Annotated in this window: 9 protein-coding genes; 6 read left to right on the top strand and 3 right to left on the bottom strand. The window is 41.1% G+C overall.

What is annotated here, in order from left to right:
• Positions 1 to 41 precede the first annotated feature (41 nt).
• The gene (locus KJK34_RS11690) at positions 42 to 518 is read right to left on the bottom strand and encodes a TspO/MBR family protein (RefSeq protein WP_223054070.1); all 477 of its coding nucleotides are present in this window, start codon (positions 516 to 518) and stop codon (positions 42 to 44) included.
• A 79-nt stretch (positions 519 to 597) separates the two neighbouring features.
• Here KJK34_RS11690 and KJK34_RS11685 point away from each other — a divergent pair, with 79 nt between their 5' ends.
• The 5 genes from KJK34_RS11685 to KJK34_RS11665 all read left to right on the top strand — a co-directional run bounded on the left by KJK34_RS11685 (position 598) and on the right by KJK34_RS11665 (position 5,675).
• Entirely contained in the window at positions 598 to 1,677 is a 1,080-nt protein-coding gene (locus KJK34_RS11685; RefSeq protein WP_223054069.1) for a diphosphomevalonate decarboxylase, read from the top strand.
• 47 nt (positions 1,678 to 1,724) lie between these two features.
• Positions 1,725 to 2,663, top strand: coding sequence for a mevalonate kinase family protein (locus KJK34_RS11680; RefSeq protein ID WP_223054068.1), 939 nt, complete (start codon positions 1,725 to 1,727; stop codon positions 2,661 to 2,663).
• 81 nt (positions 2,664 to 2,744) lie between these two features.
• Positions 2,745 to 3,722, top strand: a complete 978-nt coding sequence (locus KJK34_RS11675) for a T9SS type A sorting domain-containing protein (RefSeq protein ID WP_223054067.1) — start codon at positions 2,745 to 2,747, stop codon at positions 3,720 to 3,722.
• Positions 3,723 to 3,810: 88 nt separating this feature from the next.
• A complete protein-coding gene (locus KJK34_RS11670; protein WP_223054066.1) occupies positions 3,811 to 4,731 on the top strand; it encodes a geranylgeranylglycerol-phosphate geranylgeranyltransferase in 921 nt (306 codons plus the stop codon).
• A gap of 29 nt (positions 4,732 to 4,760) precedes the next feature.
• The gene (locus tag KJK34_RS11665; protein ID WP_223054065.1) at positions 4,761 to 5,675 is read left to right on the top strand and encodes a pseudouridine synthase; all 915 of its coding nucleotides are present in this window, start codon (positions 4,761 to 4,763) and stop codon (positions 5,673 to 5,675) included.
• A 45-nt stretch (positions 5,676 to 5,720) separates the two neighbouring features.
• Here KJK34_RS11665 and KJK34_RS11660 read toward each other — a convergent pair whose 3' ends face one another.
• Both KJK34_RS11660 and KJK34_RS11655 read right to left on the bottom strand, forming a co-directional pair.
• A complete protein-coding gene (locus KJK34_RS11660) occupies positions 5,721 to 7,889 on the bottom strand; it encodes a M3 family metallopeptidase (protein ID WP_236937644.1) in 2,169 nt (722 codons plus the stop codon).
• Between the two features lie 105 nt (positions 7,890 to 7,994).
• Positions 7,995 to 8,900 carry a NifU family protein gene (locus KJK34_RS11655; RefSeq protein WP_223054064.1) on the bottom strand — a complete coding sequence of 302 codons (906 nt, stop codon included), beginning with the start codon at positions 8,898 to 8,900 and terminating at the stop codon, positions 7,995 to 7,997.
• 249 nt (positions 8,901 to 9,149) lie between these two features.
• On the opposite strand from KJK34_RS11655, the gene KJK34_RS11650 reads away from it, so the two are divergent.
• Positions 9,150 to 13,741 (top strand): FIDD domain-containing protein (locus KJK34_RS11650; protein ID WP_223054063.1); only part of this gene is annotated, 4,592 nt, incomplete at its 3' end.

Genomic DNA, 13,741 nt, shown 5'->3' with positions numbered 1-13,741 from the left:
GTGTAGAAGCTCCCTTAATGGGGGCTTTTTTATTTATAAAGCTATCTGTTTAACCACCATATACTTGCATTTAAAACGGTTGCAAATGCTACCCATGCTAAATACGGTATCAGCAGCCAGGCCGCAAGGCTGTTTACTTTTTTAAACTGCACATAAGTTTCATAAATCATCAACAACAGTATGATTATCTCTATAAATGCAAGCATAGGATTGTGCAAGCCAAAGAACAGGTAAGACCACAGAGCATTAAGCGCGAGCTGTATTCCGAAAAAAGTAAGCCCTTTTTTTACGGTTTCCTTCTGCTCATCGGCTCTTTGCCACACAAGTCCGGCAGCAACACCCATTAGTATATAGAGTATAGTCCACACAGGAGCAAAAACCCAGTTTGGCGGGTTGAAAACGGGTTTTTCAAGTGTCGGGTACCATGTGGTTACACCTTCCCGCGTTACTTCGCCAGAAAGGTAGCCCACGGCAACACAGGTTACCACCATTATCAGTATTTTTAGGATTCTTGGCATACTATGTTATTTCTATCAAAGTTACCAAACAAAATCTTTATGTAACACCAAAAACTTATCTTTGCACAAATTTTAAGATATGCTTTCCGAAAAGGATTTTATACCCCAGGGTTATACAGGTACTGCGCAAAACGGCAGTTTTAAATGGAGTGCGCCCAGCAATATCGCCCTTATAAAGTACTGGGGTAAAAAAGAGAACCAAATTCCGGCAAACCCTTCCGTAAGCTTTACACTGAGCAACTGTAAAACCATTACTGAATTAAAGTTTGAGGAAAAGCAGGGTAATGGGTTTTCATTCGACCTCTTTTTTGAAGGTAAACCTAAAGAAAGCTTCAGGCCTAAGATTGAAAAGTTTTTTCAGCGAACAGCCGCCTATCTTCCTTTTTTAGAAAAATACCATTTTACGATAGATACACAAAATACTTTTCCGCACAGTTCGGGTATAGCTTCATCGGCTTCTGGCATGGCAGCACTTGCCGTAAACCTTATGAGCCTGGAACGCCTGCTAAACCCTGAAATGACAGAAGAGTACTTTTATAAAAAAGCTTCTTTCCTGGCGCGCCTGGGCAGCGGTAGCGCCTGCCGTAGTGTAAAGGGAAGCGCGGTTGTGTGGGGGGAACATAAAGAAATTGAGGGAAGTTCTGATTTATTCGGGATTTCTTTCCCTGTTACACTGCATGCTGATTTTACCAACTTTCAGGACACTATACTCCTGATTGATAAAGGCGAAAAACAGGTAAGCAGCACAGTTGGGCACGATTTAATGCATGGGCACCCGTTTGCGCAGCAGCGGTTTGCACAGGCGCATGATAACCTTTCTAAGATGCGTACGGCTTTAGCGAGCGGAGATATGGATGCTTTTATCAGCATTACAGAAAGTGAGGCGCTAACGCTGCACGCCATGATGATGACATCGCATCCTTATTTTATACTGATGAAACCCAATACACTTGAGGTAATAAACCGTATATGGGCATACCGCGAGAGTACAAAAATACCGGTATGCTTTACGCTTGATGCGGGTGCAAATGTGCACGTGCTGTATCCTGAAAATGTGAAAGATAAAGTTTTGGAATTTATTAAGAATGAATTAGTTGCGTTGTGTCAAAACAGTCAGTACATTTGCGATGCAATTGGTGATGGGGCAGTGCAATATTAAATTTTACTATTTGCCGTTTTTTAATTACCTTTAATAAAAATTTCCTAATGAAAGGACCATTGTTTTATTCAAAGATACTGCTCTTCGGAGAGTACGGAATTATCAAAGATTCTAAAGGGCTTTCTATTCCTTACAATTTTTATAATGGCGCTTTAAAAAGAGATGGTAATACTTCTGAACAGGCTTTAAAAAGCAACGCTAACTTAAAACGCTTTGCAGGATATTTAGAGCAGCTTCAGCAGGAAGAACCAGAACTGGTAACTTTTGACCTTGACACGCTAAAGCAGCATGTTGAGGAGGGAATGTATTTTGACTCAACCATTCCGCAGGGATATGGTGTGGGAAGCAGCGGTGCACTTGTTGCCGCTATATACGACCGTTATGCCAACGATAAGATAACAGTGCTTGAAAACCTTACCCGCGAAAAATTACTCCAGCTAAAAACTATTTTTGGCAGGATGGAGTCATTTTTTCACGGTAAAAGTTCAGGGCTCGACCCGCTTAACAGTTACCTGAGCATACCAATTCTTATCAACTCTAAAGATAATATAGAGGCTACGGGCATACCGAGCCAGGCAACAGACGGTAAGGGCGCAGTGTTCTTGCTTGACTCCGGTATTGTGGGCGAAACGGCACCAATGGTGTCTATCTTTATGGAAAACCTTAAGGAAAAAGGTTTCCGCGATATGCTTAAAAAGCAGTTTACCAAATATACTGATGCCTGTGTGGATAACTTTCTTCACGGCGACTTTAAATCGTTATTCAGCAATACCAAAAAACTCAGCAAGGTGGTACTAAACCACTTTAAGCCAATGATACCAGAACAGTTTCATGAGCTTTGGCAAAAGGGTATTGAAACCAATGATTACTACCTGAAGCTTTGCGGCTCAGGCGGCGGCGGTTATATCCTTGGTTTTACAGAAGATCTTGATAAAGCTAAAAAAGCACTGGAAGGGCACAAGCTTGAAGTTGTGTACCAGTTTTAATTTATAATTTTTTATGGATTTGACATAGCTTAGACTATTATGTCAGAAAAAGATATATATTTATATCTCCAATAAAAAATTATGAAAACAAACTTTTTCACGTTAGTAATTATCAGCCTTTTATTTTTCGTAGTTACGGTTGATGCTCAAACAACTAATATTCCTGATCAAAACTTTGAACAGGCATTAATTAATTTTGGTATTGATTCTGACGGTATAATTAATGGACAGGTATTAAACAGCGATATTGAAAACGTTACCACATTAGAACTTTCTTATTATAATAACATTTCTTTTATCAGTGATCTAACAGGGTTGGAAGGTTTTACTAATCTTGAGGAGTTGTCAGTAAATTATATGGAAATTACAGAACTTGATATCAGCCAAAACCTTGAGCTCAAATATCTTGATTGTAGTAATAATAATTTAACATCACTTGATGTCTCTAATAATAATTTGCTGGAGTATTTGGATATTGGTAATAACGGACTTGATGTTGGCCCTTTTAATTACTTTACTGAAATTGATCTTAGTAATAATCCGAACATAAAGACAATTTATGCGCGGGACATGTATGAAAACCTGGCAAAAATCAACTTAAAAAACGGGAATAATAATCCTGAGATGTCTCTGAATTTTAGACTGTATCCGGATACTACAAATCCTGATTTTGATCCTGAATACAATTTTATAAATGTTTGCATAGAGGTTGATGATGCAGAGGCTGCACAAAACAATGAACCGCCATATAATAGCTGGGATATTGTGAATGAATATGCCGTATATAGCTTTTCAGACGTCTGTAGTTTAAGCAGGGAAGATAAGGTGGTAAAGAATATTGAGCTTTATCCAAATCCTGTTACAGATGTGTTATATATTAAAAATGCAGAAGAAAATAATGTTGTTAGTATTATTATATACGACCTCTTTGGGAAAGTTATACGAGAGTATAAATACTTTAGCGAAGGTATCAATGTCAGAAACTATTCTAATGGGATTTACATAGCTAAAATATTAGGCGAATCTAAAACATCATTTCATAAAATTATAGTCAGGTAGAATTTTTAAAAGTTTAAAATTTTTCATTTTAAATAATCAGTTGATATTCGTTACTTTTACATAAGATATACTAAACGTCTTATTGTAGATGGCATCACGAAAATCGAGACTTACACTGACGAAGGTTTTAAGCCTGTTTTCTGTGGTGAGGGGTTACAATATTCCCATAATAGCGCTTGCGCAGTATCTGTCTGCTATTTTCATACTCGACAGGGAAAGCCGTGCGCTGGATGTGATACTGGATATTAACCTGTTCCTGATAGTACTTGCATCTTCGCTGACGATAGCTTCAGGCTACATCATCAATAACTTTTATGACGCTCAGAAAGACCTTATCAACCGCCCTAAAAAGTCAATGCTCGACAGGTTGGTGAGCCAGCAAACCAAATTAAATGTTTATTTCGGGCTTAATTTTCTGGTTGTACTGCTTGCCTTTCTGGTGTCGTGGCGTGCAGTCGTTTTCTTTTCGGGCTACATATTCCTGATATGGTTCTATTCGCATAAGCTTAAGAGATATCCGGTTATAGGTAACCTTACCGCAGCCTTCCTCGCAGTACTGCCGTTTTTTGGTATATTAATGTATTTCAAAAACTTCTATGAAGTAATATTCGCGCATGCTACGTTTCTTTACCTGCTCATACTAATACGCGAACTGATAAAAGACCTTGAGAATATTCCGGGTGACCTTGCTAATGACTACCGCACCATACCGGTTATGTTTGGCGAAAAAGTTTCTAAATACATTATAACACTGCTTACCTTTTTAACCATTATTCCTGTTTACCTGCTGGTAGATGTATATGATGTCGGCTATATGGATATCTACTTTTATGCAGGCATGATAGTCATTATTATCTTCCTGCTTAAATTATGGGGTGCTGCCAGCCAAAAGCAATATTTACAGCTCCACAATATTTTAAAAATCCTTATTGTAGCGGGTGTATTCAGCATTGTGCTGATAGAGCCTTCAGTATTAGTACACGGCAGGAAACTTTTGTCGGTTATTTAATACTATCTTTGCAAAAATAATTTTTAATAATGGAGAATAACAGAGGCAGGGGGAACGCGTCCGGCAGGGGAGGTAATGACAAGAGGAACACAAGAGGCGGTTCCGGCCGGGACGGGCAAAAACCCTCTTATGGAAAACCCGGCAGCTTTGCCGGCAAAAAACCTTATGGCGACAAGCCGTGGCAGCTAAAGAAAGCAGAAGCTAAAAAAGCAAAAGAAGCAGCAAAGCCTGAAAGTGACGAAATAAGGCTGAATAAATATATATCAAACTCGGGAATGTGCTCGCGCAGGGATGCCGACATGTACATACAATCGGGCAATGTGAAGGTGAACGGACAGATTGTTACCGAAATGGGCTATAAGGTAAAGCTTGCCGATAAAGTTGAGTTTGACGGTGCCGTTATAAAACCTGAAAAAAAAGAATATTTGTTGCTGAATAAGCCCAAGAACTTTACCACAGGTGGCGATGCCGAAAAAGGATTGCGCCATGTGTCTGAACTGGTAAAAAATGCAAGTACAGCCTCTTTAGAGCCTGTAGGGCGGATGGATAAGAACACCACGGGGCTTTTGTTGTTTACAAATGACAGCGACATGCTGCGCAAGTTTACACAGCCCAATCAGAAGTCGTTTAAAATATATCAGGTGTCGCTTGACAAAAACCTTAAGTCTGAAGATCTTGAAAAGATGAGCAAGGGCGTAGAGCTTGACGGGCACAGGTTGTTTATAGATGAAATCAGCTATATAGAGAACAGCCCGAGAACTGAAATAGGCCTTAAGCTGCGTACGCCAAATGTAAGGGTGGTACGTTCAATCTTTGAAAGTTTTGGCTATACCGTTGTAAAAGTGGACAGGGTATTTTTTGCAGGGCTTACCAAGAAAAACCTGCCCCGCGGCAACTATAGGTTTTTAAATGAACAGGAGATAATTAACCTGAAAAACATATAAAAATAAAAACCCGCTCATGCGGGTTTTTATTTTTAGAAGATAATCTTATTTTTTAAATTCATTTTTTGGAGCCAGCTTATCCTGCTTCACAGTATTTAAACCCCGCTTTTCCAGCAACGGTTCTATAGAAGGGTCGGCACCTCTAAACTTCCTGTACATAACGGTAGGGTCGCCTGTGCCGCCTTTCTCCAAAATCTGGGTACGGAAAGCACTTGCCTTTTCGGGGTTAAATAATGATGTTGACTTGAATGCCTCAAAAGCATCAGTATCTAATACACCCGACCATATATAGCTGTAATAACCCGCAGAATAGCCTCCGCTGAAAATATGGTTGTAGTAAGTGCTCCTGTATCTTGGTATTATGGCATTGGTTAGCCCTATTTTATCCATAGCTGCTTTTTCAAAAGGCACCACGTTTTGTGTTAGAGGCTCTGTAAGGCTGTGGTAGTTCAGGTCGAGGTAAGAGGCCGCCAGGTATTCCGTTGTGGCAAATCCCTGGTCAAACGTTGCGGCTTTTTGCAGTTTCGCAATAAGCTCATCAGGAATGGTTTCGTCTGTTTTATAGTGTTTGGCATACATCTTCAGTACTTCCGGTTCGGCTGCCCAGTTCTCCATGATCTGAGAAGGTAACTCAACAAAGTCGGTATATACGCTGGTTCCTGAAAGGCTTTCATAATTAACATTGCTAAGCAGCCCGTGCAGCGCATGCCCAAACTCATGGAAAAAAGTTGTGGTTTCATCAAATGTCAGTAAAGACGGTTTGCCTGCTGTAGGCTTAGAGAAGTTACATACAATAGAGATAACGGGTGCAACACGCTCGCTATTAGCCATTTTCTGCTTGCGGTAAGAGGTCATCCAGGCACCACCTTTTTTGCTTGCCCTTGGGAAGAAATCCATATACAATATGCCCACATGCCTACCGTCATTTTCTGTTACCTCCCAAACGGTAACATCTTCATGATACTTGGGCACATCTTTAAGTTCTTTAAACTTCAGTCCGTATAATTTATTGGTTACCATGAATACGCCTTCCCTCACATTTTCGAGGCTAAAGTAAGGTTTCAGTTCCTGCTCATCCAGGCTGAATCTTTGCTGCCTGATTTTTTCGGTATAGTAACGCCAGTCATAAGGCTGCACTTCATCGTTAATGCCGTCTTTGCGCATCAGCTCTTTTATATCGGCTTCTTCCTGTTTTGCTTTTGCAAGTGCAGGTTCCCAAAGCTTGTCTAAAAGAGTGTAAACATTTTCGGGTGTTTTAGCCATTCGCTCTTCCAGTACATATGCTGCATGGCTTTCATAACCCAATAGTTTCGCTCTTTCCGCCCTTAGGTTTACCATTTTTACCAGATTAATGCGGTTATCATAACGGTTGCCGTTATTGCCGCGCATCTGGTAAGCATTCCATATTTCTTCCCTTAGCTTACGGTTGTCTGCATATTGCAGGAATGGCATAACACTGCTGTTGTGCAGGGTAAATATCCACTTGCCTTCCTTATCGCGTGCCGTAGCTTCTTCGGCTGCGGCCTGTATCACTTCTTCGGGCAGGCCGGCAAGCTCTTCTTTATCTTTTATTACAAGGGCATATTCATTGGTTTCTGCCAGAACATTATCGCCAAATTTTAATGACAGTACCGATAGCTCTTCGTTTATTTTCCTGAGCTTTTCTTTTTGCTCTGTATTTAAGGCTGCACCATTACGTATAAACTCCTTATACTTTTTTTCGAGCAGTTTCGCTTGTTCGGCACTCAGGTTTAATTGCAGTTGCCTGTCCCATATCTGCTTTACACGTGCAAAAAGTTTTTCGTTAAGGTACAGGTTGTCTTTATGCTTCGCCAGCTCGGGTGCCATTTCCTGAGCTATGGCCTGCATCTCTTCATTTGTGTTAGCAGAGTTGAGGTTGTAAAAAACGGTTGTTATGTTATTAAGCAATGTCCCCGAGTTTTCAAGAGCCACTATTGTGTTATCAAAATCGGGCTGCTCTTTATTTTCTGCAATAGCTTTAAGTTCTTTGTCATGCAGCTTTATAGCTTCCAGCATGGCAGGCTTGTAGTGCCTGTTTTCAATTTGTTCGAATGGCGGTACCTGGTAAGGTGTCTCATAGCTTGCCAGCAGCGGGTTATATTCCCCGAAGCTTTCGGCTTTGTTCTCTTTATTGCAGGACATGGTTATGCTTCCGGTTATGGTTAATACAATTAAATATTTATATGGTTTCATTGTGTCAAAAAAATTACATAATCAGGTAAAGTTATTTTAAAAGCGTATATTAAGCAATATTATTATAGGATATAAATAAAAAAACCGGCTTGTGCCGGTCTTTACTTATGCGTTAATTGCTTCTACTTTAATTTCGTTGTCATTAAGCATGTCCTTCAACATGTTCTCTATACCGCTTTTAAGCGTAAAGGTGGAGGAGGGGCATCCGCTGCAGGCGCCCTGTAGTATAACTTTTACGCGCTTATCTTTTTCATCATACGATTCAAAAGCAATATTCCCGCCATCGCTTGCAACTGCGGGCTTTACATATTCTTCGAGTATGTTAATTATGCGCTGAGAAGTTACATCAAGTGAATCAAAGTAGGCTTCCTGCTGCTTTTCACCTTGTGGTGTCTGCTTTATAGCCGACTCATTCAGCACCTCATTTCCTTCTTCAATATATTTTTTAATGAAAGCCCTGATCTCTGCGGTAATTTCATCCCACTCCGTTATGCCGAATTTGGTTACAGAAATATAATTTTCGTCTATAAAAACTTCTTTTACAAACGGAAATTTAAAAAGTTCCCTTGCAAGGGGTGATGCCGCTGTCTCATCAATATTCTTAAACTCGGCAGGTGTGCGGGTAATCAGCTTGTTGTACACAAACTTCATAACCGAAGGGTTTGGGGTAGTTTCTACATATATGGTAACCGGCAGTTTTTTCTTCGTTGCGGCATCTGCATCTTCAGTAATAATAGCACCGCCGTTATTTACAAAGCTTTCTATCTGTTCCGCTACTTCTTCCTGCACATCAGTCCATTCTACAATAGAATACTTTTCTATTCCTATAAAATTGCCTGAGATATATACCGTCTTCACAAAAGGCAGGTAAAACAATTGTTTTGCTAAAGGAGAATTAGCTGTGTCATCAATGTTTTTAAACTCATAATTATTTCCTTTAGCAATAAAGTTGCTGAATTCAAATTTCAGTATTGCAGGGTTTTGGGTAGGCTTTATCGAGATTTTTTCCATGATTTTAAATTTTACACAAAATTAGCATAAAAAAAAATTAATATTCAGGGTAGGGATATTGCGTATTAAGTTGTTATATAGAATAATAAAGTTCTTTAATTTAAAAATTTCAAAAGAATTTGTGATTTTTTTAAAAATTAGCACTAAAGTGTTGATGAATATTTATATTTGGTGTCTTATGTAAAATATAGTTAATTTAGGAATATTTTACACTTAATTAATATTAGTAGTACGTTAAAAATTCGCTATATGAAGAAATTATTACTCTCATTTTTACTGTTGTTAGGAACAATCAGCCTGTATGCACAGTCTGATATAGTTGTTTTCAACACCAACCCTGATTATGAATATGAGGTTGGCGAGATACTGTCATTTTCGGTGATGGTAACAAACAACGGGCCTAACCCTGCGCAGGGTGTTAATGTGTTCTATCCGATACCTGCCGGCATTACCATCGTGCCCGGCTATAATAAATTTTGGTGGACAGGTAGTAACGGGTCTTCAGGAACAAACCTTGCCCTTAACAACACTATCCCGTCTTTAGGGGTTAACCAAACGGTTACCTACACCATTAATATTAAGATACCAAATGATTATGTGGCAAATCTGCCTGTAATCAGTGTAACATATAACACACAATCTGATGTTCAGGTTAGCTATACCAACAACCAGTCGGTATATACGCCCGGCTCTCAGGCTGTGTACCAGGTATCTGTAGTTAACTATGGCCCCGAGGTTGCTTCTGTCATAAACGTTAACAATCCTATACCTGCCGGTATAACTTCTTTTTCATGGACGGGCAGTAATGGTTCTTCGGGCACCAACCAAAACCTTACAAACCAGTTACAGAACCTGCCGCTTGGGCAGGTAGTTACTTATACTATAACCGCAGATATTCCGGCCGGGTTTACTGGGCCGTTAACGAGCCAGCTAACGGTAAACGGGCCTTTTACAGACCCTACCCCCGCATGCGCGCCCTGTGCCGATACTGACCAGCCTGCCACGGGAGCAAATATAGTGGTAGTAACAGATAATGGGCAGGATATTTATACGCCGGGCCAGCAAACTACTTATACTGCAACAGTTACCAACAACGGGCCGGAAGATGCTTTGAATGTGGTAGCTGAATTTTTATATTCTCCCGGGCTTACCTCAATAAGCTGGACAGGAGATAATGGTTCTTCAGGCGACATAAACGATTTAACCGATGCTATCGGTACTCTTGCTGCAGGTGATAGTGTTGTATATACTATTATAGTAGATGTTCCGGCTTCTTATGATACAGATCTTGCGCTCGAAACAGCGGTAACAAGCGATACTGCAGACCCTGACAATAACTGTGCGGATTGTACAGATATAGACCTTAGTACAGGAACCGATGCGGATATAGTTGTAACGCATACACTTAATCAGGGTACCTCATATACTGCGGGTACTAATGCTGTGTATACTATTACGGTAACCAATAACGGGCCTGATAATGCTGTTAACGTTTCGGTTTCAGATGCTGTTCCTGCGGGTATAGACCCAACAACTGTGTCATGGTTTGGCAACGGTACAAGCGGAACAGGCAATCTTCAGGATGTTATTGCCATTTTGCCTGTTGGTGAATCGGTACAATATACCTTTACTGTACCTGTGCCAAGTGGTTTTGATCAGGAAACAGACCTTGTGAATACAGTTGTGGTATCAAGTGATACTACAGACCCTGACCCTTCCTGCGATGCCTGCACGCTAACGGCAGAGCCTGACCCGCAGGCTAACCTTGTTACACTTAAAACAAACTATCAGGATACTTACCTTAAAGACAGCGAGGTAATTTATTATATAACAATAACAAACCCTGGGCCAAGTGATGCTTATAACGTAGGTGTATTTGACCCTGTTCCTTTCGATATAGAGTTCATGCAATGGCAGGGCGATAACGTGGGTGGCTATGGGCCCTTAACCCACACTATTCCGGTGCTGGCGGCTGGTGAAACTGCTGAATTTACCGTTACAATACAGGTGCCGGATGATTATGTGGAGAACCTGCAGAATGTGGTAAATATAACCAGTGATACTCCCGATCCTGTTCCGGCGTGCCCTGGCTGTACCGACCTTGATGAGCCGGCTGTTGATTATGTAACTGTAGATAAGTATGCCTATACCGTTACTGAACTTGTAGAGGATGTACTTATAGATGCTGAGTGCGTTAATGTATCAAATATTATATCACAGGCAGGAAGCCTCACGGGCAACTACGGTATTGGTTACTTCCATAAGAATAACTCCAATTTCCCTATAAAAGACGGACTTATATTACGTTGTGGTAATGCAGAATTTAGTGAGGGTCCGTTTACAGGAGGTAATACTACCTCTGTTGCATCAGGTACCGGAGATCCCCAGTTGCAGGCTGTAAGTGCCGCAAACGGGCAGGGGGGCAGTATAAATGACGTTACATTTATACAGTTCAACTTCGTGCCGCTTACTGATACTATGAGCTTCGACTTCCTGTTTTCATCAAATGAATATGGTGTTTTCCAATGTTCATATAGTGATGTGTTCGCCTTCTTGCTAACTGACCTTACAGATGGTAGTGTAACAAACGTTAACCTTGCCGTTATTCCGGGAACTAATATTCCTGTTTCGGTAACAACTATCAGGAATAACTTGTATAATTCAGGTTGTAGCTCACAAAACGTTGCCTATTTCGGACAGCAAAACGCAGCTAACCCTGCAGCTGCGGCAATAAACATGAATGGGCAAACTGTTGTGATGACTGCTTCATCTCCGGTTATACCCGGCCATACATACAGGATTAAACTTGCCATTGGAGACTACCTCGATACTGCTCTTGACTCTGCAGTTTGGATAGCTGCGGGTAGTTTTGATATAGGCCAGCCGGAACTTCCGGATAACCTTACGGTGGCAAATGGTACTGCATTATGTTCTTATGAATCGTATGAGCTTACTGTAGATGCCGGTAATGCCGAATACAATTATGAGTGGCAGCTTGACGGAACAACCCTTCTTGATGACGAAAATAACCCTATAAACTCTGATTCAATAACGGTAACAGAACCGGGTGAATATACAGTGCTTGCAACTTATGTTGCAGACCCTGATTGCCAGCTTACAGATACTATTATAATTGAAGAAATTCCTGATATTGATGCTCAGGAGCCTGCTGACCTTTTAATATTTGATGATGGCAGCAACCCGACACTAACATGGGATTTAACACAAAATAACGCAGTAGTTACCGAAGGTTTAGATAATCCTGACTTCTATGAAGTATTCTACTACGATAACATCGAAGGCCTTGAAGAGGAAGAAGCCATACCGGTTTTCCCAAGTAATGCCTATGCAGGTACAGATGGTCAGACTGTATATGTAACAATTAAAGGTTTTGATAACGATTGTTATACGCTTAAATCTTTTGAGCTTTATACATTAACTCCGCCGGATGATATTGAGCTTTGTAAAGAAGCACCTCATGATGTGGCAGAAGTTATCAACCTGACAGATAACACTACAGCTATATACAGCCCGCTGTTAAACCCTGCTGATTTCACTATCACCTATCATGAAACTGAGCAGGGAGCTGAAGACGGTAGCGAGGTAATTGCAGATCCTGCAAACTACCAGGCTTTCCCGCTTACGTTTATCGATAATACTAAAACTATCTACATCAGGGTACAGAACAACGAAGATCCGGATAGTTTCGCTATATGGTCTTTTGATCTTATAATCTCTCTTAAGCCTGCTGAAGTAGACTTGGAGCCTATATCGATATGTGAACCTGAAGACGATGATGACACCGCTACATTCGACTTAACAGAACGTGTTAATGAAATTTTAGCTGCATCTCCTGATATAGATGTTGATCTTACTATGCATGCAACACTTCAGGATGCACAAAACAATGCAAGCCCGCTTACATATCCGGTATATACAACTACAGAAGATGCTTCTCAAACAGTATATTTCCGTGCAGTGCAGCAAGGAGCTCCTGATGAAGCTTGCGTTACTTATATACAGCTTGAATTATTTGTAAGCCCTGCTTCAGAGCCACAGGCACCAGGAAACGTTCAGGTGTGTGATCCGGAGAATGATGGTTTTGAAATTTTCGACCTTACCCAGTTTGACGGAATTGTACTTTCGGGCTTAAACCCTGATTTATATACAATAACTTATCATGAAACGGCAGAAGATGCAGAGAGCGGAGATAACCCGATTACAGAACCTGAAACATATACAGTAAATGTTGGTACGGTAACAGTTTACATACGCCTTACAAACAATCTTGATGCAGATTGCTTTAGTACAACTTCATTCATGATAACTGTAACGCCTACACCTGTTGTAGAAGTACCTGCCGACGCCTCTGCGTGTTTTGTTGACGGTTATGCGTTGCCAACACTTACTGCCGGTAACTATTACACACAGCCGGGCGGAAACGGCACCATGCTGAATGAAGGTACGGTTATTACCGCTACTCAAACTATATATGTATATGCCGAGTCTGGTACAAGCCCTAACAACTGTACTGATGAAGGTTCATTTACAGTAACAATATATCCTCAGCCCGCCCTTCCTACCCCATCTAACTACCCGTTGTGTGATGACAACAACCCTGGCGATTTAGAGGAAGAGTTCGACCTTACCACGCGCGATGCGTCGGTAACCGGCGGAGTTGCAGGCGTAACGGCGGCATACTACCTAACCCAGGCCGATGCCCTGTCGGGTAACAACCCGATAGCCAACCCACAGGCCTACACCAACACCACCAGCCCTCAGACCATCTGGGCGGCTGCCATCACCGAGTTCGGCTGCCGCAGCGTAGCCAGCTTCCAGCT

The organism is Flavobacterium coralii (assembly GCF_019891545.1).
In the GTDB taxonomy this organism is placed as follows: domain Bacteria; phylum Bacteroidota; class Bacteroidia; order Flavobacteriales; family Flavobacteriaceae; genus Flavobacterium; species Flavobacterium coralii.
The sequence above is the reverse complement of the archived record's forward strand: the minus strand, read 5'-3'. Positions and strand labels throughout refer to the sequence as shown.

What these genes read in the sequence shown, in the direction of transcription:
- KJK34_RS11685 (WP_223054069.1), top strand. Translation starts at nt 598, where the DNA reads ATGCTTTCCGAAAAGGATTTTATACCCCAGGGTTATACAGGTACTGCG.
- KJK34_RS11655 (WP_223054064.1), bottom strand. Translation starts at nt 8,900, where the DNA reads ATGGAAAAAATCTCGATAAAGCCTACCCAAAACCCTGCAATACTGAAA.
- KJK34_RS11680 (WP_223054068.1), top strand. Translation starts at nt 1,725, where the DNA reads ATGAAAGGACCATTGTTTTATTCAAAGATACTGCTCTTCGGAGAGTAC.
- KJK34_RS11665 (WP_223054065.1), top strand. Translation starts at nt 4,761, where the DNA reads ATGGAGAATAACAGAGGCAGGGGGAACGCGTCCGGCAGGGGAGGTAAT.
- KJK34_RS11660 (WP_236937644.1), bottom strand. Translation starts at nt 7,889, where the DNA reads ATGAAACCATATAAATATTTAATTGTATTAACCATAACCGGAAGCATA.
- KJK34_RS11670 (WP_223054066.1), top strand. Translation starts at nt 3,811, where the DNA reads ATGGCATCACGAAAATCGAGACTTACACTGACGAAGGTTTTAAGCCTG.
- KJK34_RS11690 (WP_223054070.1), bottom strand. Translation starts at nt 518, where the DNA reads ATGCCAAGAATCCTAAAAATACTGATAATGGTGGTAACCTGTGTTGCC.
- KJK34_RS11675 (WP_223054067.1), top strand. Translation starts at nt 2,745, where the DNA reads ATGAAAACAAACTTTTTCACGTTAGTAATTATCAGCCTTTTATTTTTC.